The following is a 23850-nucleotide window of genomic DNA, read 5'->3' as shown; positions in this document are numbered from 1 at the left end:
AGACAAGACAGGGCGTTGAAACAACGCACGCACACCTCGAATTAAGTACGTCGCGACAGGCCAAGGCCGGTCGAGACCAGAATCCGTATTGTACAAGTTTTGCTTGGCGACAATAGAGCTGTGGAACCACCTGATCCCATCCCGAACTCAGTAGTGAAACGCGGTATCGCCGATGGTAGTGTGGGGTTTCCCCATGTGAGAGTAGGTCATCGCCAAGCATTTATTCAACGAAAACGCCCCGGCCATTGGTCGGGGCGTTTTTGTCTGTGCAATGGAAAAAATCGCTGCAGAAAGTGAAGGCAAAGAGGCGCCTGATCCCGTCCGCGCTTTATCCGCCGCGGCGCTCGTGCGCGACCGCTCCTGAGCATCCCTGCTCCTGCGGAATTAGTGCATCCTTGAAACGTCAACACGGTATCTCCGAGTGTTGTGCATTGTAGCTATCCAGGGGGCATGCCAGGTCAGATCATCGCCAAGTGTTTATTTAAACAAAAAAACGCCTCGACCTTCGGTCGGGACGTTTTTGTTTTGGCTGTCTGGCGATGACCCTAACATGGTGAAGATACAGCGCCACTTTCAGCTGTCCTGCGATGTGACAGCAGGATCGATACGGTCTGCCGCAATCTGCTTGGAGAACCGAGGTGCACGCTGCCGCCGGATGGCTCGGCATAGCCTGCGGCGTGACATATTTGGTTAAACAGAGCCCCTAAGTCTGCCGGGCGCGTTCATGGGCTCCAAAATATACCACTATGCCCTACTATTGAGCATGGAGGATAAAACCCGGTTCCCAAGGTTGTCCGTGATCGAATCAGCGCTAATCTGCCATGGTCTTTAGTTGTGCACTATGCACAACGTTTTGGTGCTAAACATGTCACTGGTGAACAATTTATTGATGGGGTGGGGGGAGTCGGCTCTGTGGAATAGGAATTGCTCTAACCAATACTGAGACTGCGAACTTCCTATTTAAATTGGGGTTACGACTATGGAAACGACGGACTATCCTTTGAGCGAAGTGCCCAAAGATAAGCGTAAAGGGCTCCTCTCAATATCGGTCATATTGCTCGGCTTCACCTTCTTCACCTCGACAATGTGGGCCGGAGGATCACTCGGTCAGGCCTTTGCGTTTGAAGAGCTGCTATCGGCTATCATTATCGGCAACCTGCTGCTGGGAGCCTATGCAGCGGCATTGGGTTACATCGCGTGCAAAAGTGGTTTGAACACTGCGCTGATGGGCCGCTTCTGCTTCGGGGAAGCGGGAAGCAAGCTGTCGGACGTTATACTCGGATTCACCCAAATCGGCTGGTACGCCTGGGGAATCGCTACCATCGCCATCGTACTGGTAAAAACAACGGGGCTTTCCGAATCCTTTGAGATTCCCTTGATGATCCTGTTCGGGTTCGCTTTCTGCATTACGGCGATGATTGGATATAAAGGTCTCGACTGGCTGTCTCGTATTGCTGTCCCGGCAATGATGCTGTTTATTCTGGTTAGCCTGTACACCGGTCTTGTTGACGCGGGTGGCTTGGCCGGCTTGATGGGGCAAGAGCCCAGCGAAAGCATGAGCTTTGCCGCCGCAATTACCGTTGTTATCGGTACCTTTGTCTCTGGCGGTACTCAGGCAACCAACTGGAGCCGCTTTGCCAAAAGCCCGCGAGTGGCTGTTATTGCCACAATGGCAGCTTTCTTTGTGGGTAACGGCTTGATGGTGTTGACGGGTGCACTTGGGTCACTGATCTACCAGCAGGCCGATATTGTTGATGTGATGCTGGCGCAGGGCTTTGTTGTGCTTGCGGTGCTGATGCTGTTCCTCAACATTTGGACAACGCAGGACAACACCATTTACAACTTCGCGGTTGCCGGTTGTAACCTGCTGCGCACAGACAGGCGGCGCCTGGTCACGGTCGGTGGTGCGATTATCGGCATCGTGCTGGCTGTGGGGGGTATGTACAACATGCTCATCCCGTTCCTGGTGCTTCTGGGTACCTTTATTCCTCCGATTGGCGGCGTGATTATGGCTGACTTCTGGGTGAAGCATGGTGGCAGCTATCCGAAACTCCAGGAAGCCAGCCTGCCCGCGTTCAACTGGACCGGTCTAATCTCTTACGCAATAGGTTCTGCGGCTGCGTACTTCTCGCCGGTATTGCCGCCGGTGATCGGTGTCTTCTGCGCCATGCTGTGCTACACGGTTCTGGTCAAAGCATTAGCACAACAGCCTGCTTTGGGTGAGGTTCGGGGCTGATATGGCTATCACCTGTGCTGGCATCACGCGCCTGCCGAGGCTGGAAGAAATCCGCCTTCGCGCAGGCCTGCAAGGAGGCAGCAGGGTGGTACGCTGGCCGTACTGTGCGGAGAACGACAGCTTCGTGCCCTGGGTGACAGGGGGGAACTCGTATTTGTGACGGGTATCCATCACCGCCGTAATGAGACCAACCTGATACAGCTCGTTCACGACGCTGTGAAGTGTGACGTCGCCGGACTGGTGATACTGGCGGGTTCTGAATACATTCAAAAGATTCCGTCCCGAATTTTGGAGCATGCGGCTGAATATCTGGGAATTCACCGTAATACGCTTAGATTCAAACGTATAGAAAAACTGATAGGGCACAATTTGAACGATTCTTTTTCTCGCCTCAATGTGCAGAATGTGCTGCTTATCGAGCAAATTATTTTTCTGAACCAGAATATTGGTTCGTAAAAGCTTTATTCATATTAGGTCAGAGTGAGCATTATGAAAATTATCAATGCCCGGTTAAGAAAGAGTGAAGAGCTGTACTCCCTTACGGTTGAGGATGGCGTATTTACTGAGATAAAGCGACAGGATGGTTCTGTGGCATTCTCTGAGGGTGAGGTTGATGCACAGGGCAGGCTTCTGTGTGCACCCTTCGTTGAACCCCATATTCATCTGGATGCTGCGCTGACGGCTGGAGAGCCGAACTGGAATATCAGCGGTACGCTTTTCGAAGGCATTCAGTGCTGGAGCGAGCGCAAGCCGATGCTGAGTGAGGAAGACATACGTAGCAGAGCGCTGGAAACGATTGAGCTTCTGGTGAACAATGGTGTGCAACACATCCGCACGCATGCCGATATTTCAGATCCAAGCCTGATCGGTCTCAAGACGCTGTGCGATATTCGGGATGTGCTGAAAGACAAGGTCCGGATTCAGGTCGTTGCCTTCCCGCAAGATGGTTTGCTGTCCTACCCCAACGGTCTCCAGTACATGGAGGAGGCGCTGGAGTACGGAGTCGACGTGATCGGCGGTATACCGCACTTCGAGTACACCCGGGAACTGGGTGAGCAGTCGATGAAGACCGTTATCGAATTGGCGCTGAAGTATGACCGTTTGGTTGATGTTCACTGCGACGAGACCGACGATCCAAATTCTCGCTTCCTGGAGGTGCTCGCGTACGAAGCCCTGGCGAACGATCTTGGGTCTCGAGTTACGGCCAGCCATACCACGGCGATGGGCTCCTATGACAACGCCTACTGCTCGAAGCTGTTCCGCCTCCTGAAAAAATCGCAGATCAACTTTATCTCCTGCCCGACCGAAAGCATTCATTTGCAGGGGCGTTTTGATTCCTATCCCAAGCGCAGGGGGCTCACACGCGTGAAGGAGCTCACTGAGGCAGGGATGAATGTGTGTTTTGGCCAGGATTCCATCTACGATCCCTGGTATTCCCTGGGGAACGGCAAGCTGCTGCGTACCCTGGATTTCGGGCTGCATATCTGTCACATGATGGGGCATAAAGATTTCAGCTCGGCCTTGGACTTAATCACCGATAACAGTGCGCGTACGCTAAATATCGAGAAGGAATACGGGATTGAAGTCGGTAAACCGGCCAGTTTTATAATTCTGGACGGTGAAGATGACTACAGCGTATTGCGTAAGCAAGGCGAAGTCTTGATGTCAGTTCACCGCGGGAAGGTATTAATGCGCAGAGAACCTTCTTGCATAACGCAAAGCATTTCATTATGTGATGCTGCTTCCAGCAAGTTAACGACGGCGTCTTGATGAATAGCTAGATAAATACAGCGGTTTATCTTGTTAAGCTTTGACTGATTTTTACTCTGAATAAAGTAAAAACTCCATTTATTTTTTATTGTGATGGCGGGGTTAATGACCCTTGCCATAGGGACTATTTGACCTTTTTATCGGAGTTTCTTGTCTCTCCATGGGAGGTCATGGCTCGCTATAATGACCGGATAAACTCTAATAATGACGAGCACTAAAACGGGAATTTTTACGCTTTCTTACGAGTTGGACAAAGATTCTTTTTCCGTTGTATGAGCTCGTTCCATTTCGATCCAAAATGTACTTCCTTTTCCGGCTTGGCTGTAAACGCCAATACTTCCGTTCATCATTTCAACCAGTTTTCTAGTGATTACCAGCCCTATGCCAGTACCTTCAGTTGCGCTCCCTTCCTGGCCGAGTCGATTGAATGGTGTAAACAGCTTTTCCTGATGCTCAGTGGATATACCGCAACCGTTGTCACGGACATGAAGTCTGATCCGGTCTTCGGACACCAGGTCGCACCCAACCTCTACGGTCCCACTGCCGTCACTATGGTTGTATTTAATGGCATTGGATAGCAAGTTTAATAACACTTGCCTCATACGGCTGCTGTCTGCAAAAAATTGCTCTCCCTCAGCCACCTCTCTATTGAGGGTTAACGCTATCTTCTTCTGATTCGCCTGAGCTTGAATCAGTGCAATACTGGCCTCCACCGAGTCTAGTACGGGGATGGGCTCCATATTCAGAGTGGTATTTCCGCTGTCGATTTTGGACAGATCCAGCAGTTCGTTAATCAGGCTGAGCAAATGATTCCCGCCTTCAATGATATACCCGACATTTTCTCGCTGATTCTCGCTTAGCGGTGTTTCATCATCGAGCTCCAAAAGCTGGCTAAATCCGATAATTGCGTTGAGTGGTGTACGCAACTCATGGCTCATGGACGACAGAAAATCCGACTTGGCCCGATTGGCTTTTTCCGCTTGCAGGCTGGCGTGTTGCGCATTCGTCAGTGCCTGCTTCCAATCCGTTATTTCAGTCCGAATCGAGACATACTCGACGACCTCGTCGCCCTCGTTTTTAAAAGGAACGATAGTAGACTTCATCCAGCAAGCTTCACCGGTTCGAGTAAGGTTTTTAATCTCGCCCTTCCACACTTGCCCACCGGAAATCGTTTGCCAAAGTTCTGTAAAGAACTGTCTGGAGTGTTCGTTGGAGTTGAGTATTCTATGGTTCTTGCCTATTAGCTCCTCGCGCGAATAGCCGGTGGCGCTGCAAAACTTGTCGTTGACATAGGTAATGCTGCCCTGTGGGTCGGTAATACTGACAATTGCATGTTGATCCAGTGCAAACTTTTGCTGGGCAAGCTCGTTCAATTGATGAGTCAGGAGCTCCTGACTGGCTCGTAGCTTCCGTGCAAATAGCCCCGCAATCAGGAGCACGGCCAGCAACGCTGTCCCAAAGGTAGCGGACGCCAACCATCGCGCTCGACGCAAGGAACGTTGCAAACTTTCAGTCGACAGGAAGGCGGACACGCGGCCTACGAGAACACCATTCTCTTCGATGTCTCGGGTTACAAGTCGCAGGCCACTCTGGCTCGGCGTTGCGTTGCTGCCAAACACCTTTTCGGAATAGAGATCTTCTATCCAGATTTGAACGATCGAGGGCTTTCGAGAAGCGTCGCGCTGCAGTTGTTGGAGTACAGGCCAGTCAAAAGACAGTATTAGCTCTCGGCTTTGAGTTCCGATAACCTCAATAATAGATTTTATCTGCTGATCGTAAGCGATTACCAGCGCCTGCTTCTGTTGCTGATAGAGACTGTACGTGGTGGCCCCGATGATGAGCGCCAATCCAGCGAGAGCCAAAAGTCCCCATCGACCAATAATGCCAGAGAGAGTTCGTTGCACTGTAATCTTCAACCACATACCGTTGCTGCAGATACCGCATTAGAGGGCGAGGGTTGGAGATTAGTCGTGGTCAAACCCAGCTGCTTGACCGAGCTTTTCCACTGTTTCGACTGAGCAAAGCGCCTGGCGGCTTTGACCAGAGGGTGGTCGCGGTTGGAGATGTCATACACCAGTCCCATCGGCAGTGACGGCTGATCACCTTCGATGCTGACTCTTAACGCCGTGTCAAAATTAGGCAAAGGCCCATAGGCAATTGCATATCGTCCAGGCGGTGCCTGGAGCAGATTGATCACCGCATGATTACGCTTGAGGGTGGAATCATAACGGGCGTTGTCCAAAAATGGGTAGCTGACTTTAAGTACGGACAGGGCGGCCTCTTGGGGCTCTCGGCCCACCCGGAAGATGGCCTCGTCCGGCCCGCCCAGTTCGCTCCAGGAGTCTACCTGACGGCAGAAGATCGACTTGACCTGATCGATACTCAGCTTGTTCAGCCCGACGCTTGGCCCCACGACAAATCCCACAGGAAGGCTGGCCAGGAAAAGATCTTCCTTGCCCAGTGCCCGCTCTTCAGGCGACAGGGGGCGACCGGTTCGACCAAACAGGAATATGCTGGAGGCGCGCACTCCCCCGGCATGCTTACTGGAGCGCTCCTCAACATTGAAGGTATAGCCCGAGGCGGCATCTAGGCTGGCGAGCTGCTCAAAGAAGAGCTTTGCCACCTGTGTAGAAGGTCCTGCCCCCTTAACCTCCTGAAACAGTTTGGCCGGTTCTGCATGGATTGCAGGTGTCATGCACATCAGGGTCCAGGTCAGCCCAAAAATCCTTTTCATGGTCGTTATTCCCTTGTACAGCCGGTCACAGCAGCCTACTAGATTGGATGGAAGAGCGCCTTACACCCATTCAGGTTGGGTTGTGATATAGATCATCAATGGCGGTAGTGAAAATAGTGATAAAATCTGTAATTATGATAATATTGATACTAACAAGCTCTTCAGTCTGTTGCAAACTACATCAACCTTAGCTTATTTGAATGGCAATACTGTCAGGCAGGGTCGGAATTTCGTCAGAAGCAGGAAGGGATCTATGAATGCCAAGGAACCGCAAGCAGGCCTTAGAGTTGCGCTCACCAAGTTGGACAGCTATAGCCGGTGGACAAGAGTTCACGATGAATTACTGGCTGATGTCCGGGAGCTCTCAACAGATACCGACCTGGCCCAGCCAGCCAGTCACCTGTGTCAAGCCATCGAACACTCGCTGCTCGCGGCCAAGTCTCTCGGGAGCCTTGGCCCCACGGCCAACGAACACTTGAAATCTGGTCTTCAGTGTCTGCTGAATGAGATCGAGCAGGACGACTTTGCGAATCCCAGGCCCCGTCTTGCCCCTGAGACAATCGAACCACTGACTCTTGATAGCAGCACAGTGCGTAACCAATTGGTGACCGCCCTTAACCACCACGCGATTGTCAGCATCACAGATAGCTGCGGGAACATCGTCTATGCCAATGATAAATTCCTCGGCATTACGGGATACCAGTTGGATGAGCTGCTTGGAGAGAACCATCGCCTCATAAAATCCGATATCCATCCCCCTGCTTTTTATAAACAGTTATGGGATACCATCACCAGCGGTCGTGTCTGGCGTGGAGAACAGTGTAATCGACGCAAGGACGGTTCCAATTACTGGGTCGCAGCAGCCATCTATCCGGTCCTTGATGAGCAAGGGCGCCCAGAGCGCTATATCTCAATCCGCACCGATATCACTCAGGTGAAGGAACTCGAAATAGAGGCATGGGGCGCCAGTCGCGCAAAGTCGGAATTTCTGTCGTCTATGAGCCATGAGCTGCGCACGCCCATGAATGCCATTCTTGGTTTTGCCCAGATTCTCGAATATGACGAAACACTTGATGACGATCAGCAGGACAGTGTCCACGAGATAGCCCGTGCCGGTGCTCACCTGCTGGAACTGATTAACGAAGTACTGGATCTTGCCAAGATAGAGTCCGGCAAAGTTGAAATGTCGATCGAGCCGGTGTCAATTCCCGACCTGATTGCCGAGTGCGAGGATCTGCTCGCTCCCTTGGCTGTGAACAAAGAAGTCGACTTGAATCTGACTGTCCCGGGAAGCCCGGTGGTAAAGGCTGATCGTCTGCGTCTAAAACAGGTTCTGCTCAACCTGTTGTCCAACGCGATCAAGTACAACCACCGCAAAGGCTCAGTCCGACTGCGGGTGGAAGAGAATCAAGCCGGTGACTTGCGTCTTTTCATCATCGACACCGGGCCAGGCATTCCCAGTTCTAAACAACATCTTCTGTTCCAGCCCTTTAACCGGCTCGGAGCAGATAGTAGTGATATAGAAGGAACCGGCATCGGTTTGTCCATTGCTCGAACACTGGTCGAGTTGATGGACGGACAGGTCGGCATGGATAGCGAAGAAGGGCAGGGAAGCTGCTTCTGGATAGAACTCCCCAAAGTTCCAGGAACGAACTCAGGGGAGGCAGAGAATGCCGCGGCTTTACAGCAGGAAAGGCACGGACTGCCGCAACCCGATCAGCATCTGGTCCTTTATATTGAAGATAATCCGGCCAACATTCGGCTGGTCAGCCAAATTATGGCCAAACGCCCCCATGTACGCCTGTTGACCGCACATGAGCCGGAGCTGGGACTGGAGCTGGCCGCCGCCCATGTTCCCGAACTGATCCTCCTGGATATCAATATGCCACGTCTCAACGGCTACCAGGTATTGGAGCGGCTGAGGGCCGATCAAGCGCTTCGCAATATTCCCGTCGTTGCGTTGACCGCCAGCGCCATGCCCCAGGATATAGCGCGGGGTGAACAGGCGGGGTTTGACGATTACCTGACCAAACCGCTGAATATCACCCGATTGCTCGCCCTGGTCGACGAGCTTAAATAAGCATTTTTAGAGTTCTCTGAAGCCGAAATATGACCAACCAACTCATCCAAACCAGTCGCACCGACCGCTCGATGAAATGGCTGTTGCCTAGCCTGATTGTGGTTGTTGGTCTTGCTGTCTCACTGGGCTTTGTAAATTATGAGCAGCGCGCGGCGGCAGAAATCCAGCGCGATTTGGCGGCCGAGAGCCTAAGCCGCCTATCGGCAGATCTCGAACAGGCATTGCACGCGCGGCTTTCGATAACCACCGCGCTGGGTGCTTTCGTGCAGATCCAAGGTGCCGAAATGCTTGAAACGCCGCAACAAAAACGCCAGTTCAAAGAGAACTTTGAGCAGTTCACTCGCTTCCTCGATAATCGTATTCCCGGCATTATGAGCATGCAGCTCGCTCCTCAGGGCGTGGTCACCTACGTTACCAATGAGGAGAGTAACAGCAAGGCGATCGGTCATGATTTGCTGGTGGATGATGCCCGCCGCGAACAGGTAATAGAGACAGTCAAAAAACGCACCCTGATTGTCGCGGGGCCAATCAAGCTGATCCAGGGTGGTGAGGCTATCATCGCCCGTCTGGCACTTTTCACCCGTGCTGGAGCTTTTTCGCCCGAACGTTACCGGCGTTTGGGCCAGGCGCTTCCCAATAACTTCGATGCTCAGCAGATTCCGAATGACTTCTGGGGGCTTGCGACCGTCCTGGTCGACATTCCGGCCCTCTATCAATCAGCGGGACTGCAAAAGATTGCCGAGCGGTATCCATTGGCGATTCGCGGAAAACATGGCTTGGGCGAAGAGGGAGAGGTGTTTTTGGGATCCCCTGACATTTTTGAACATCCATCGCTTCAAGTCCCGGTCATCTTTCCCGGGGGCTCCTGGGTGATCGCTGTAAAGCTGGATTCGCCCCCGCTAAACAGTACCTCCGTATTGCTGCTTTTCTGCGGTTTTCTGGGTTCTGCGGCGCTTGCTTATGGCGTGTCCAGTCGCGACTCTCGCAATCGAGCACAAGCACACAGTCGTGCCAAGAGCGCCTTCCTTTCTACCATGAGCCATGAGTTGCGCACTCCGATGAATGCAATCATGGGGTTTGCCCAGATACTCGATTACGACGGCAAACTGGACGCGGAACAGCGCGAGAGTGTCCGTGAGATCCTGACCGCCAGCGAACACCTGCTGACACTCATCAACGAAGTACTGGACCTGGCGAAGATTGAATCCGGCGGGCTGGAACTCTCGGTCGAAGCGGTGGACGTTGCAGAACTGTTTGAAGAGAGCAGGAAGCTGATCGCTCCCATGGCCAGGCAGCAGTCCGTCAGCGTGCATGCGTCGGCTCCTGGTGAGCTCTTCGTACAGGCTGACCGGTTACGTCTAAAACAGGTGGTGCTTAACTTGCTGTCTAACGCGGTCAAATACAATCACGAGGGCGGGGCCGTCAGCCTTACTGCGGTGCGAACAGGAAATCGCGTGAGGATCCAGGTCGAGGACAACGGTCGGGGTATCGGTGAGGAAGACCAGGCCAGGCTGTTTGAGCCTTTCAGCCGCGTTGGTGAAAGCGCCGGTGCCGTTAAGGGAACGGGTATCGGATTGACCATTACCAAAAGCCTGGTGTTGCTCATGAACGGGGATCTCGGACTGGAAAGCGCACCCGGCGTGGGTAGCCGCTTTTGGGTAGACCTTCCACCGGCTTCCTGGCTTACAGCCAGCTTCGACGATACCCGACAACAGGGTACTGAGTCGACTCCTGAGAGTGTGACCGATACGGGTAATTCTGAAAGAAAAGAGGCAAACAATGAACGGTAACTGGCAGGTGGATCCGGCGGAGGTATCGATACTCGTCATTGATGATGAGGCCCCGAACCTCAAATTGTTGCAAAAAATGCTGGCAAGCATGGGGTACAAGGACGTGACTCTGGTGCAGGATCCGAGGATGGTGATAGATCACTATCGATCGAAGAAGCCCGACCTCATTCTTCTCGACCTTAACATGCCGCATATCGATGGCTTTGGAATCCTTGCCCAGCTGCAGGAACTGGACGATCCGACCCTCCCTCCCATTATCGTACTGACCGCGCAGACAGGCAGGGACTTCAAGCTGCGCTCCCTCAACGAAGGCGCTCGGGATTTCCTCAGCAAGCCCTTTGACCGGGCGGAGCTGCAAGCCCGTGTACGCAACCTGCTCGATGCCCACATGGCCCACCGTATGGTCTATGACCAGAAGAGTGTACTCGACGACCTGGTACGCCAGCGTACAGCAGAGTTGAGGCACACCCGATTGCAGGTCATCGAGCGCCTGGGGCGTGCAGCCGAGTACCGAGACAACGAAACGGGTCTGCACATCAGCCGAATGAGCCACTACTCCCGGCTTATAGCGCTACGTCTTGGCCTCAGTAAAACGGAGTGCGACACCATCCTGCACGCTAGCCCCATGCACGATATCGGCAAGATCGGGATTCCCGATATCGTTCTGCTGAAGCCGGGAAAGCTCACCGCCGAGGAGTTCGAGGTTATCAAGCGCCACCCTGAAATCGGTGCCCGGCTCCTCGATGGCGACGACTCCACACTGATGGTGACAGCCAGAAAAATTGCCCTTACACATCACGAGAAGTGGGATGGCACTGGCTACCCGCAGGGCCTGAAGGGAGAGGAGATCCCCCTTGCCGGGCGTATCGTCGCCGTCGCAGACGTATTTGACGCCCTGACCTCCGTGCGCCCCTACAAGCGGGCCTGGTCGGTCGAGGATGCCGCAGCTCTGATCAGAAAAGACGCGGGTTCCCATTTCGATCCCCAAGTGGTCGACGCCTTTATGGAAGCCCTTACCGAGATCCTTTCAATCAAGGAGCAATACCGGGATGCGGACCCGGAGCTTACTCCTACACACCTTGCACAAACGGAGTCCTGACATGAGATGGAATTTGGCCTTCTGGCTTACGCTACTGACCGGCTGGACGGCGCTTTTGAGCCCGCTCACTTCTGCCCAAACCCATACGGCACCGTTAACGGTTGGCGTCGTGCCCCAGTTTGATGCCCGCCGGACTCAGACCACCTGGCAACCGATACTGGACGAGCTGACCCAGCGAACCGGGATCAGGCTGACGTTGTCCGGCTCCCCCAGTATTCCGGAGTTTGAAAAGCGGATGCAGCAGGGCGAATTTGACTTGGTCTATCTGAACCCCTATCACCAGGTGATCGCCAATCAAAAGCAAGGCTATATTCCGATCCTTAAAGATAGCAGCAAGCAGTTGTTCGGAATTCTGGTGGTGCCGAAGAACAGTCCGATTCAACGTGTGGAGGAGCTCGCCGGTAAAACCGTGGCCTTTCCCGCACCCAACGCCCTGGGCGCCTCCCTGATGATGCGTGCAGACTTCCACAACAAGTTTCACGTGGATATCACCCCCCTTTACGTGAAAACGCATACCTCCGTTTACCTGAACACCGCGTTGGGGAAAACCAGCGCTGGGGGCGGCGTGATGAGGACCTTTAATGAACAGCCACCAGAGGTGCGTGATCAGCTACGCGTGCTCTATGAGACGGTCCGGGTTCCTCCCCACCCCATCAGTGTTCACCCGCGGGTACCCGCTGAGACAAGTGCCCGGCTGAAAGCCGCGTTCCTGGCCTTGGGAGAGACGGAGGCTGGACGCGAGCTGTTGGCACATATTCCCATAACAAGGATCGGGTCTGCCTCTCAAGCGGATTACCTGCCGCTGGCCGAAATGGGGCTTGATGCCGTTTATGAAGAGTAACTCGCAACTGCAGCTGCACCTTCAGTTGATCCTTCCGGTCATGTTGGTCTTGGCTGTTTTTGGCGTTATCGTGCACACCGTTTGGGGGCCGCAACTACTGGAAACGGAAAAGGCGCGGATCAGCGAACGGGAAGAGGATGTACTGCGAAACATTTTGCCGGGTATTGAGAACTATATGCTCGCTTCAGACTTTGGAGCTATCTACGATCTGCTGCACCAGCTGGAGAGGACCAACAGTGATGAAGCGTTGAGGGTAGTGCTTTTGGGCACGAAGGGAGAGCTGCTTTTCCCTTTGTCCCCACGCCAGGATGAGGTGAAGCATGTCGACCCTATTTTGCTCAGCATGCCAATCAGGGTGGGCAGCGAGGTGCTCGGCAGCATACAGCTCAGCATTGATGCGCACGGTGAGCTCATGGAAATCGATGAGCATGTTGAATCGCTGGAGAGGCTGATCCTGATGATCGGCGCAATTGGGCTGCTGGTATTGCTGGTGCTCCAATATCTGGTCATCGGGCGGCCGATATTCTCGCTGACGAGGGCGGCCAGACGGATCGCTGATGGAGACCTTACGACCCCTGTTCCTGAGCATGCCGCCCGGGCAACCGGAGGACTGGGGGAAGCCTTCATCCACATGCAGGAGCAGTTGAAAAAGTCGAATTTGCAAGTGGAGCGGGCGCTCGGCCAGGCCAACGACAACGCTACGCGTTACCGCACGGTTCTGGAGTCTATTCCCGGCGCGCTGTTGGTGATCAACCAGCAGGGGCGGGTCGAGGATATCAACCATACAACCGAAGATATTTTCGGCTATAGCAAAGCTGAAATTATCAGTCAGCCCTGCCTGAGCCTTTTCCCTGGAGACCAGTGTGCCGCGGAGATGGCAGACAGTTTCAGTGCCAATCCCAACCAGACTCTCGAATCGGAGAAGCAGGGGAGGCGCAAGGACGGTGGTATGGTTCCGCTTCGTCTTTACCTGCGCTCTATGTGCCTTGCCGGTGAGGTCAAACTGGTGGTGATCGCCATCGATATCACCCAAGCCCTCGAAGCGCATCAAGAACTTCTTTGCGCCTTCGACAGGGCGGAAAAGGCCAATCGCGCCAAGTCGGAGTTTCTCTCCCGCATGAGTCACGAACTGCGTACGCCGTTGAACGCGATCATCGGCTTTGGCCAACTGTTAGCGTTGGACGAAGAAATGCAGGGGGACACGCAGCGGGAAAACGTTGCGGAAATCGTTCACGCTGGCGAACATTTGGTACAGCTGGTAAACGAAGTGCTGGATCTCAGCCGCATTGAGGAGGGCAGAATCGACCTTGACCTGGAGCCTCTGGATATCGGTGTCTCGGTAAACAAAGTGATCGGCCAACTGCGCCCGCTGATACAGAAACGCCGTATCGAGATACGGCTTCCTGAATTTAGGGGCGACGCTTCGGTTATCGCCGATAAAGGCCGGCTAACGCAGCTGTTCATCAACTTGCTCTCCAACGCCATCAAGTACAATTGCGAGGCTGGCCGCATCAGCATTGACGTTAGTGTGGCCGAGGAGCCAACCCGATTGCGGGTCGATATTGTCGATACCGGCCCCGGCATTGCTGCGCAAGATCAGTCCAGACTGTTTCAGCCTTTCGAACGCCTGGAGTCGCCCTATGATGGGACCGAAGGCACAGGTATCGGTCTTGCCCTTTGCAAACGGCTGGTGGAGGCTATGGGCGGTAACATCGGTGTGATCAGTCAACCGGGACAGGGCAGCACTTTTTGGTTTGAACTGCCCCGGGCTGGGACAGAGATCCTGGTGTCGGAACCGATACCCAGCTTGCGCAAAGTCCTCTATGTGGAAGACAACCCCGCCAATATGCGGTTAATGGCAAAATTGGCCAACATGAGAGGTGACGTTGAATTTCTTAAAAGCACAACGGCGGAACAGGGGCTGGAGATCGCCGCCCGGGAGCCGCTGGCGCTGATACTGATGGATATCAACCTGCCCGGTATGAACGGTTTCGAAGCACTGGACCAGCTCAAGCGAATTCCCGCCATACAGGGTACGCCGATTGTCGCGGTGACAGCGAACGCCATGCGGGACGATATAGGCCGGATCGAGGCCAGCAAGTTTGATGACTACCTGATCAAACCGATCGATATCGCCCGGTTCAATAAGGTTATGGATCGTTATCTGGGTAGCGAGTACTCGCGTGCAGAGGAAACCTGCTGAAATCTGTTTGCGTGTTTTGCCTGCCGCTTTCAGGAAACCATAGAGACCTTGCTCTTGATATTCTGTTTGAGTTCCTCAAAGGACAGCGGTTTTTGCAGTACGGTGATTCCCTGGGAGCGCAGCTGGGTCACCTCGTGAGCATCCCGATCCATAGCCGTCACGACGATAATCTTCAGATCCGCCGCATCTTTCTGCTCGCGAATCGCATTAATCATCTGAACACCATCCATTGCAGGCATCATCAGGTCGGTGATCAATAGGTCCGGCGTAAAGGAACCGACAGCCATCAAGCCCTGGAAGCCGTCTTCCGCCATCTTGAGTTCGATATTTAACGGCCAGCGCGCAAAAAACTTGCTATAAAGTTTTCTCTGACGAGCATCATCTTCGACAACCAGCACCTTGGCTTTTTCGGTGATAAACCCCGCCTGGACATTCTGTTCGTGAAGGAGGTTCTGCACCGACTCCAGGGCTATGCGGCGATGACCGCCCGGAGTTTTCCAGGCAGTCAATACGCCTTTCTCGACCCAAAGCTGTACGGTGCGAAGTGACACGTTGAGCATCTTGGCGGCTTCGGAGCTGCTGATAAGTGTTTTCGAATTCATTTCAACCAAGAGTTTGATAGTTGCACGGTACCATTATCGTAATTCACCTTGATCATTTTATCGTATTTGCAGTTTTTTCCATATCAAAATTTCTGGCTGACACTGAAAGTATCCCTGTCGCATAAAGGCCTAGACCGTTGGGTGGGGTGACGGGTCTCAAAGGTGATAGAAACCGCCAGGACACGTGACTTCGTGAGCCGACTTGTACCCATCGCCAATTTTATCTGGATACCGGTATTTTTTTCGGTCCGGTTAGTCTCCGGTGGTCGCATCAGACCGAGGTTTGGCTATTGGGATCTCTCGAGAACACAAAACACAAAGCGGTACGCTGATAGCGACCACCGCTGCACCTGTGCCGGCGATCTCAATGGTGCCTCAGGATTACCTGACGCTGAGCGAGCGTTTAAGTGAGCCGTCTCGGCGCATACACAAACCAGGTTCAGTGGCGTTCATGTCGACGCTCAATGCAGGCCTGGCACAAAGAAATCAGCAGTCCAACCCCGTGCCACAGTCTTACCGCCGTTAACACCGTGAAAGAGTACGTGGCAGGCCCGTCGCCCAGAATCGTCTGAGTAAAGCCCTCGTGTGACCAGGTTCTAATCGGGTTACGGGGTCTGGCCTGAAAATCGTGGCGGTAATCGGCTCAGATGAAATAGCGGCTGGGCAGCGGGCTAACGCAAATCTCACTGAAAGTTGCGAAGACGGAAATATTCTGTCCCAATCAGACCGAATGGCATGAGCCGCGTAAATATATTTCTACCGTGTGCTCATCCGCACTCATTGAGTGCTCATGACAGTGCCACAGGTTCGCCAACCGGTCACACGCATCGAATATTCCAAAAAGAGACAGTTATGCACCTATCCATGGCTAAAAAAGCACTCTCCACACTCGTTCTGCTCAATGTGATTTACGCGCCGTCGGCTTTAAGCGAAACCGGCGTCCATTCCAAGGCCTCCTTCAAGGTGTTGAGTCGTGCAGACTGCAAGACGCTTGAATCCCGGGGCGTCATTACGGCCAACAACCCTGTGCCCTGTCACCGTCTGAGCAAGGTACGCTTTCGCTACGTCTCGGATACGGGTGTAATCAAGAGCGATGGCGAGCTTGTCGTACTTGATAGCATTGCACCGCACGTGGCATCCCTGACAGACGAACTGCTGGAAAGAAAGTTCTACATTGCCAAGGCCGCGCCAGTCGAGGCGTATGGCGGTGACGATCAGGCCTCCATGGCCGACAACAATACGTCAGCATTTAATGGCCGGGCGATTACCGGTGGGTCGAAGTGGTCAATGCATGCGTATGGCGCCGCCATTGATATAAACCCTGTACAAAATCCGTTCATCGATATTGCTGAAGACGGGCTGGCCAAGGTCAGTCCGTCCAGGAGCGCATATTATTCCGTCAACCGCTCGCAAGAGCGCCCGGGCAAGCCGGCACGGGAGGGTATGGCCGAAGAGGTTGTTGACCTGTTCGCCAGGCATGGCTTTTTTGTGTGGGGCGGAGACTGGAATTATCCTATCGATTACCAGCACTTTCAGATTGGTCCGCGCTCCTTTGTGGATACGCTTGCCGCTAGAAATTTCGCCGAGGGTCAAGGCCTGATTGACGAGTACATTTCCATGTATAAGGCGTGCCGCGAACCCAATAAGAGTGCCGACAAGCACAATGCATCACGGCAGGTCTGCATCAGCAATGTGCTCGAGGCCATGCCGTAGGGCGTTTGCGCAGAAGGAAGGAGCCGGCTGTTAAGTGCCCAGTGGCGGGTGTTTCGCATCTGCCGCGTACCGGGCTCCGGTGCCTGCTTTCAGGTTACCTCGCGCGAGATTTTCGACGTGACCGGCTTTTAACCCGACTGTGCGATTTGTGCTCCTGGTTCGATAGGCGCCGCCTGCGCCTTTTCAGCAGCCTTGCACCTCGCGCCGCGGCGAGCAGCAAAACAGACAGCCCGGCCGCAACGTAAGCCCAGGTCGGAAGGCCGCGAAAACCGAGGTCTGTCTCGGTGATGGTCGCGCCAATGAAATTGAGATTGTGCTCGCGATTTGTCGTGCCGTCTTTCGGATCGAAGGTCGCCCGAATGCGTGTCTCCTGCTCGCCGGCCCTTACTGTCACCAGTCGGCCGAGATCCTCGTTGTGAAAATGCAGCCTGATCTGGTAGAAGCCGCGACGGTCCGTCGTGCGCTGGTCGGACATGCCGTTATTGGCGGTCGCCACCACCTTGACGCCGACCTGCGGATTATCCTGCTCATCCAGCACGAACCCTTTTATGGTGTAGCGGTGGTCTGGCGCCATGGAGGGCGCTGCGCTGATATTGAAGGACGCCAGCAGGAACAGGGCCAGCGCAATCGATGTGAGATAGGGGTGGTGTCGTCCCATCGGCTTCACCGTTTATCAAGTGGAAGGTGTCTGAAGTGTAAGCGAGCGGGGCGAGCTTCGCCTGGCGCCGAATGGAAATCCGGCTTTTGGCCCTTTGCCGGAGCCATCTTTGCGGGCGAATGAGCTGTGCCGAATTCTGTATGCATCGCAACCCAGTCCTCGAGCACGGGTTTGTGCAAACGTTCAGTCGCCCTTCTGGTAAGTCCCCATCAGTTGCGCTTCGGCCAGTATATGACCTTGCATTGCCGCAACCACCTGTGCCTTGTCGGGCTTGTCGCCAAGCGTATCCAGGCGGCAATCCAGCGCATAGAGCTTGTGGAAATAGCGGTGCCGGCCGATCGGCGGGCAGGGGCCGCCATAACCGGTGCGTTGCCAGTCGTTCAGGCCTTCGCCGGTGCCGGCGGGCAAGTCACCGGGGCCTGCATTTTCGGGCAAGCCTGTGCAGTCCGGCGGCAGGTTGTAGAGGACCCAGTGCACCCAGGTCATTTTTGGCGCAGCGGGATCCGGGGCATCGGGATCATCGACGATAAGCACCAGGCTTTGTGCCTGTGCCGGCACTCCCTGCCATTGCAGCGGTGGAGCACTATCACGCCCCTCGCAGGTATGTATTTTTGGAATATGTGCGCCGTCTGAAAAGGCGGATGAGCTGATTGAAATAGTCATCAGAAAACCCCTGTTGGTTCAGAGCCCGAGCCATTCCGGCCGGCGCGGGATATCGACGGAATAGACTTTTTCCATCTGGATGATTCCCTTGTCGATCAGCTCCGGCACCTCGGCATCGGTTGGCCCCGTAATATGGCTGCGATAGACCAGCACCCGGGTAACGCCCCGATGATCTTCGGGGGTCCAGGTCGCCGGTGGACACACGCCTTCAAGCCCCTCCGGTACCCAGTTTTGATGCTGGTACATGCCCTTTTTTATATTGGCACCGCTGAGGCCACCATGCCTGTCGGCCCAGGCGATGGCCTCGCGGATGTAGAACAGGGTGCACACGCCCCGAATGTAGTGCACTGGCCGGTAAGTCGTCCCGCTGGGGTCCGACATCTTCGACACCTCCTGCACGGTATACATGCCGGGCACGTCGTCACCCCACTTGGCGGCGCCCATGACCCAGACCACGCCGTCGGCGCCGGTACCGGCGGCCTTCATCACATTTTCATCGAAGCCCCAGATATTCACCATGAACTGAGTCTTCACCTGCAGTGCCTGGCAGGTGGTCAGCAGGACGGAAACCGATGCGGTGGTGTTCGCCAGGTAGGCATAGTCGGCCCCCGAGGTTTTGAGCTGTTCGCACTGCGCGCTGAAATCGGCCGGAGTCATGGATACAGCAATCACCGGCAGAACCTCGAAACCGAGCTCCTCGGCATAGGCCTGACAGGCTTTTTTGGGTGCATTGGGATAGGGGTGGTTTTCACCCATGTGGACAAAGCGGGGCGCGGTCGTATTACCGCGCGCTTTCCAGTCTTCACTCGCCCACTGGGCCAGACCCCGGCAGGCATCGGAGTAGGACGGGCCGTAGAAAAAATTGTAGGGCGCGGCCCGTCCACCGCTTCCACGCCCCGTCGGGTCCGTTAGCGAGGCGGCGTAGGACGCTGAGAAATAGGGTATTTCGTCCTCGGCAACCGCGCTGACCAGGGCTTCGGTGGACGGGGTGCTCCAGCCGTGAATGGCCAGCACATTCTGCGTTTTCCACTTTCGGTAACCTTCCAGCGCACGGGGTACCAGATAGGAGGTATCGACGGTATCCAGATCGATCAGGCGGCCGTTAATACCGCCATTGGCGTTGATCCAGTTGCTTGCATCAATCATCGCCTGGCCGTAGATGCGCCCGGTGCCCGACGCGATCCCGCTCTGGTCAACCAGCTGTCCTATCAGCAGGTAGGGTGACGCTTCGCCCGGCTCTGCCGGCGCTGTTGCTGCTGCAGGGGCGGGCGTCGGTGCGGGCGGTTCGGCCGGCGCAGGGCTGAACGCGAGCCAGACGACCAGTGCACCGATACTCACTCCCGCCAGTGCGCCGAATGTTGCCAGCAGCCAGGCCGGTGCGCGGGTCACTCGGGGCGGCTGCTGATCACTGGCGCGTACCCGGTATACGTTGATGGGCTTGGCGATGTTTTTGACGTGCTGCTCGCCCAGGAAGTCATAACCGAAGTGTACTTTGCCTTCTACCGCATCATATACCGAGCTGGAAATGCAGATGCCGCCAGGCTCGGCCAGTGCCTCCATGCGCGCGGCAATGTTGACGCCATCACCGAAGATAATGCCGCTGTCATCTTCAATCACATCGCCCAGGTTCACACCGATGCGAAACTCCATGCGCCGTTCCGGCGGCAGCTCGAAGTTGCGTCCTTCCAGTACTTTCTGAATCTCGACCGCACCATTGACGGCTTCCACGGCACTGGGAAATTCGGCCAGGATATTGTCGCCGGGGGCGTCGACGATGCGGCCCTGGTGGCGTTCGATCACACGGCCAATGGCCTGCTGGTATTCCTTGAGCGTCTGGATCGTCGCCTGTTCATCCTCGCCCATCAGGCGGGAATAGCCGACGACATCGGCACTGAGGATGGCGGCAAGTTTTCGCTGACCCTGGGGCTGGCTCATGGGACTGTCTCGTATTGACGGTCATGGCGGCACTGCAGCAGGCCGACTCCGTTCGGGATACCCGAGCGTCTTTATAGGTTCAGTTTAGATGCTTGAGGCAGTGTGTATTGTGAATAGTGCGGCGCAGGGCCTGGCACAGGGGCTCAGATGCGTATATCGAGCAGACTGCCGATTACATTGTCCGCCGCCTGGATCACCTTGAGGCCGGACAGCGCATAGGTTTCGGCCTGCTGCAGCGACGCGAGGGATTCGATGACAGTGACAACTGCAGGCGTGCTCGGGCTGGCATCGGTACTTGTCGCGCCCGCCACCTGCGCCAGCTGACTGGCGTTGCGGTGGATTTGGGACTGAGCCTGGTGCAGCAATGCCGTACCGCTGGACAGTCCGTTTATCAATGGTGGCATCAGGTTACCCCGGGGCTTCACTGGTTTCAGGCAGTGTAGTGCAAAGAGCGTCGCAAGGTTATCCGGGCACCGACGTAAAGGATGCATCGGTCCGGCCCAGGTTGTTGCCGGCAGACGGGGGCTATATGCACTGGCGCAGTGCTGGAGCTCTGCATTGAAGTGTTTTAGCGGGCACAGCCACGCTTTTCGCACCCCATGAGTGACCTGTCTGCGCTCAGACAGTCATGGCAGCGGGCGCTAGTCTGCCAGGTAATCCAGGCGCCCGGCCTGTACGGCAAAGCGCATGGCCTGGGCCATCAATACCGGTTCCTGGGCGTGGGCAATGGCTCTGTCGATCACCACCGCATCGCATCCCAGCTCCATGGCCAGGGCCGCGTCCGAGGTGCTGGTGATTCCACCCAGCAGGACCGGTATGCTCGCCTGATCGATAAGGCGGCGCAGGTTGCCGGGATTGAATTGTGTCAGGCATGAGCCCGGCGGGGCGCCCATGGGCATCAGGGCCGCAGCACCCATGTTTTCCAGGCGCCTGGCGATGACCGGATCGTCATTGCAATACACCATCAGCCGGAAACCGTCGTTGATCAGTGTCTGTGCCGCGGTCAGGGTCGCCGCAATATCGGGGTAGAGCGTCTGCTCATCCCCAAGGACCTCGAGCTTGACCAGATTCTGGCCATTCAGCAATTCGCGTGCGCGCTGGCAGCATTCAATGGCATCAGCGGCGTTATAGCAGCCTGAACTGCTGGGCAGGATCATGAATTCGTCGGGTGAAAGGGTGTCTAGCAGGTTGGCCTCATCGCTGCGCTGGCCAAGGTTATTGCGCCGCACTGAGACGCAGATGATTTCAGCGCCACTGGCCCTGGCCGCAACCAGCGCGCGCTGTGGGTCGCGATAGTGGCCGATGTCCAGCAGCAGGCGTGAGTCGAACAGCTGCCCGTCTATTGTAAAACGGTCAGATTCGTTTTCCGTGTCATGCATCTGGGCAGACTCCTGTACCGAAACTATTCGGGTGCCGTTTTAGCCCCCGCCAATGGCGTGGACAATTTCCACACGATCATTGTCGTTCAGCATTACCGTTGTATGCGCTGCGCGCGGCACGATCTCTGCGTTCAACTCAATGGCCAGACGCCGCCCGGCAAGCCCCAGTTGTTCGATCAGGTCGGCGAGACTTTGACCGCAGGGTGCTTGGGTGGCTTGGCCATTGAGGTAAAACTGAATCATGGTGAGGGTCCATCGCGCAGATTGAACAGGATCGCTGCACCATAGTGTGCCGGATTCGATGCGCTCACTAGAGCCAGCCCGTTGCCCGGCATCGGTCCAGTTGGCTGGTTCGAGTTGGCGAGTCTGAGTCTGGCCCCTCTTTTTGGGTGGCCCCGGCCAAGCCTGACGGGCTGGCATCATAGGTGGCAAACAACTGGTTCTAGCCCAGCCTGGTGGATAAATTTAGCTTGTTAGACATCAACAGGAAATTGGTGTCCGGAGCTTGCCCTTGTTGACGTGTGCCGACATAGCCTGCACACGTCAACTGGAACCAGCCTCCTGCCCGTTTGCACAAGAACAACTCCACACAGACAGGGGGTGAACATCATGAAGCACGATGTAAACGAATTTGACGCAGCCGCCGTGGTCGCCAGCGATCGCAAACATGTATGGCATCACATTACCCAGCACAAGCAGTTCGAGCAGAATGATCCGATGGTGATCGTGGAAGGCAAGGGCATGCGTGTGTGGGATGCCAAAGGCAACGAATACCTGGATACCGTATCCGGGGGTGTCTGGACGGTAAACGTGGGCTATGGTCGTGAGTCCATTGCTGATGCGGTGCGCGATCAGCTGGTGAAAATGAACTATTTCGCCCAGTCTGCAGGCAACATTCCGGCAGCACAGTTTGCTGAAAAACTGATTGAGAAAATGCCCGGCATGAGCCGCGTGTACTATTCGAATTCGGGCTCTGAGGCCAACGAAAAAGCATTCAAGATCGTGCGCCAGATTGCCCACAAGAAATACGGTGGCAAGAAGCACAAGATCCTGTTCCGTGAGCGTGACTACCATGGCACCACTATCACGGCCCTGAGCGCGACCGGCCAGTTCGAGCGCAAGCACCAGTATGGCCCCTTTACACCGGGTTTCGTTGAGTTTCCGCATTGCTGCGAATATCGCTCGCAGTTCGGCGATGTTGACGACTACGGTGTGCGCGCTGCGCTGGAAATGGAAAAAGTCATTCTGGCCGAAGGGCCCGATACCATCGGCGCTGTCTGTCTGGAGCCGATTACCGCCGGCGGTGGCGTGATTACGCCGCCCCACGGGTACTGGGAAAAGATCCAGGAGATCTGCAAGAAATACGACATCCTGCTGCACATCGATGAAGTCGTCTGCGGTCTGGGGCGTACCGGCAAGTGGTTCGGCTACCAGCACTATGGTATCAAACCGGACATGGTGACCATGGCCAAGGGCGTTGCATCCGGCTATGCGGCCATTTCGTGCACCGTGACGACGGAAGAAGTGTTCGAGGCCTTCAAGGACGATGCATCCGACCGAATGGGTTACTTCCGCGATATCAGCACCTTTGGCGGCTGCACTGCAGGTCCTGCCGCCGCGCTGGCAAACATGCAGATCATTGAGGAGGAAAACCTGCTTGAGAATGTCACCCAGATGGGTGAGTACCTGATGGGGCGACTGCACCAGCTGTACGACAAGTATGAGGTGATCGGTGATGTGCGCGGCAAGGGACTATTCGCGGGTCTGGAGCTGGTCAAGGACCGCCAGAGCAAGGAACCGGTGGACGAAAGTCTGGCTATCGCCATAGCGGCGGATTGCATGAAGCAGGGCGTGATCATTGGTCGCACCAACCGGAGTTTCGAGCAGTTCAACAACACGCTGTGTTTCAGCCCGGCGCTGATCGCCACCCAAGCGGAGCTGGATCAACTGGTAGATGCCCTGGACAACGCTTTTGCCCGTCTGGCGCCTAACGCCTGATTGGATGCTGTCGGCCAGGCTGGCTGCTGGCCGGCTTCTTGAGCCCTGTGGATATGCACTGCATGACCACGGGGTTTCTGCGTTTTGAAGCACGCTGATAACGTCACAGAGCCTCTGAACGTCATTTAATATCAGTGATATACTGAATT

At 55.2% G+C, this 23850-nt stretch carries 19 protein-coding genes and 1 rRNA gene; 11 read left to right on the top strand and 9 right to left on the bottom strand.

All coding sequences use genetic code 11. The annotated features are described in order from the left end of the window. Nucleotides 1–102 precede the first annotated feature (102 nt). The 4 genes from rrf to codA all read left to right on the top strand — a co-directional run bounded on the left by rrf (nt 103) and on the right by codA (nt 4006). Nucleotides 103–218, top strand: a 5S ribosomal RNA gene (gene rrf, locus F451_RS0110090). 761 nt (nt 219–979) lie between these two features. After that, on the top strand, nt 980–2236 hold the full coding sequence (gene codB, locus F451_RS0110080; RefSeq protein ID WP_026291664.1) for a cytosine permease: 1257 nt from the start codon (nt 980–982) through the stop codon (nt 2234–2236). Between the two features lie 156 nt (nt 2237–2392). Then, nucleotides 2393–2692, top strand: coding sequence for a helix-turn-helix domain-containing protein (locus F451_RS28810; RefSeq protein ID WP_020681249.1), 300 nt, complete (start codon nt 2393–2395; stop codon nt 2690–2692). 33 nt (nt 2693–2725) lie between these two features. Further along, a complete protein-coding gene (gene codA, locus F451_RS25280) occupies nt 2726–4006 on the top strand; it encodes a cytosine deaminase (protein ID WP_051103924.1) in 1281 nt (426 codons plus the stop codon). 239 nt (nt 4007–4245) lie between these two features. Here codA and F451_RS26715 read toward each other — a convergent pair whose 3' ends face one another. Together F451_RS26715 and F451_RS26710 are read right to left on the bottom strand one after the other, a co-directional pair. Further along, nucleotides 4246–5928, bottom strand: coding sequence for a PAS domain-containing sensor histidine kinase (locus F451_RS26715; RefSeq protein ID WP_020681247.1), 1683 nt, complete (start codon nt 5926–5928; stop codon nt 4246–4248). Continuing rightward, nucleotides 5919–6740, bottom strand: a complete 822-nt coding sequence (locus tag F451_RS26710) for a type 2 periplasmic-binding domain-containing protein (protein ID WP_020681246.1) — start codon at nt 6738–6740, stop codon at nt 5919–5921. Before F451_RS26710 ends, F451_RS26715 begins: the two co-directional genes overlap by 10 nt. A 253-nt stretch (nt 6741–6993) precedes the next feature. Here F451_RS26710 and F451_RS25265 point away from each other — a divergent pair, with 253 nt between their 5' ends. Genes F451_RS25265 through F451_RS26700 form a run of 5 tightly spaced genes read left to right on the top strand, consistent with a single transcriptional unit; the run spans nt 6994 to nt 14753 of the window. Then, complete coding sequence (locus tag F451_RS25265) at nt 6994–8820, top strand: ATP-binding response regulator (RefSeq protein WP_083928401.1); 1827 nt, start codon at nt 6994–6996, stop codon at nt 8818–8820. A gap of 29 nt (nt 8821–8849) precedes the next feature. After that, on the top strand, nt 8850–10610 hold the full coding sequence (locus F451_RS0110045) for a sensor histidine kinase (protein WP_020681243.1): 1761 nt from the start codon (nt 8850–8852) through the stop codon (nt 10608–10610). Beyond that, entirely contained in the window at nt 10600–11709 is a 1110-nt protein-coding gene (locus F451_RS0110040; RefSeq protein ID WP_020681242.1) for an HD domain-containing phosphohydrolase, read from the top strand. Before F451_RS0110045 ends, F451_RS0110040 begins: the two co-directional genes overlap by 11 nt. Before the next feature lies 1 nt (nt 11710). After that, nucleotides 11711–12550, top strand: a complete 840-nt coding sequence (locus F451_RS0110035) for a phosphate/phosphite/phosphonate ABC transporter substrate-binding protein (RefSeq protein ID WP_020681241.1) — start codon at nt 11711–11713, stop codon at nt 12548–12550. Continuing rightward, nucleotides 12531–14753, top strand: a complete 2223-nt coding sequence (locus F451_RS26700; protein ID WP_083928400.1) for an ATP-binding protein — start codon at nt 12531–12533, stop codon at nt 14751–14753. The genes F451_RS0110035 and F451_RS26700 overlap by 20 nt, the downstream gene beginning before the upstream one ends. Nucleotides 14754–14782: 29 nt before the next feature. Here F451_RS26700 and F451_RS0110025 read toward each other — a convergent pair whose 3' ends face one another. Continuing rightward, the gene (locus F451_RS0110025; protein WP_020681239.1) at nt 14783–15355 is read right to left on the bottom strand and encodes a response regulator; all 573 of its coding nucleotides are present in this window, start codon (nt 15353–15355) and stop codon (nt 14783–14785) included. Nucleotides 15356–16207: 852 nt separating this feature from the next. Here F451_RS0110025 and F451_RS0110020 point away from each other — a divergent pair. Next, nucleotides 16208–17068 (top strand): M15 family metallopeptidase, encoded by an 861-nt coding sequence (locus tag F451_RS0110020; RefSeq protein ID WP_020681238.1) that lies wholly within the window; start codon nt 16208–16210, stop codon nt 17066–17068. 94 nt (nt 17069–17162) lie between these two features. Here F451_RS0110020 and F451_RS0110015 read toward each other — a convergent pair whose 3' ends face one another. From F451_RS0110015 to thiS, 6 genes are all read right to left on the bottom strand, one after another. Beyond that, complete coding sequence (locus tag F451_RS0110015) at nt 17163–17726, bottom strand: carboxypeptidase-like regulatory domain-containing protein (protein ID WP_020681237.1); 564 nt, start codon at nt 17724–17726, stop codon at nt 17163–17165. A 183-nt stretch (nt 17727–17909) separates the two neighbouring features. Beyond that, a complete protein-coding gene (locus tag F451_RS0110010) occupies nt 17910–18389 on the bottom strand; it encodes a YbhB/YbcL family Raf kinase inhibitor-like protein (RefSeq protein ID WP_020681236.1) in 480 nt (159 codons plus the stop codon). 18 nt (nt 18390–18407) lie between these two features. Beyond that, the gene (locus F451_RS0110005; protein WP_020681235.1) at nt 18408–20324 is read right to left on the bottom strand and encodes an ABC transporter substrate-binding protein; all 1917 of its coding nucleotides are present in this window, start codon (nt 20322–20324) and stop codon (nt 18408–18410) included. Nucleotides 20325–20467: 143 nt separating this feature from the next. Next, nucleotides 20468–20728 carry a hypothetical protein gene (locus F451_RS0110000; protein WP_020681234.1) on the bottom strand — a complete coding sequence of 87 codons (261 nt, stop codon included), beginning with the start codon at nt 20726–20728 and terminating at the stop codon, nt 20468–20470. A gap of 237 nt (nt 20729–20965) precedes the next feature. Further along, nucleotides 20966–21703 carry a beta/alpha barrel domain-containing protein gene (locus F451_RS0109995; RefSeq protein ID WP_020681233.1) on the bottom strand — a complete coding sequence of 246 codons (738 nt, stop codon included), beginning with the start codon at nt 21701–21703 and terminating at the stop codon, nt 20966–20968. 39 nt (nt 21704–21742) lie between these two features. After that, nucleotides 21743–21946, bottom strand: a complete 204-nt coding sequence (gene thiS / locus F451_RS0109990) for a sulfur carrier protein ThiS (protein WP_020681232.1) — start codon at nt 21944–21946, stop codon at nt 21743–21745. A gap of 366 nt (nt 21947–22312) precedes the next feature. Here thiS and F451_RS0109985 point away from each other — a divergent pair, with 366 nt between their 5' ends. Next, complete coding sequence (locus tag F451_RS0109985; RefSeq protein ID WP_020681231.1) at nt 22313–23701, top strand: aminotransferase family protein; 1389 nt, start codon at nt 22313–22315, stop codon at nt 23699–23701. Nucleotides 23702–23850: the final 149 nt, after the last annotated feature.

Origin of the sequence: Marinobacterium rhizophilum DSM 18822 (assembly GCF_000378045.1) — a bacterium.
In the GTDB taxonomy this organism is placed as follows: domain Bacteria; phylum Pseudomonadota; class Gammaproteobacteria; order Pseudomonadales; family Balneatricaceae; genus Marinobacterium_A; species Marinobacterium_A rhizophilum.
This window is presented reverse-complemented; position numbering and strand designations above follow the sequence as displayed.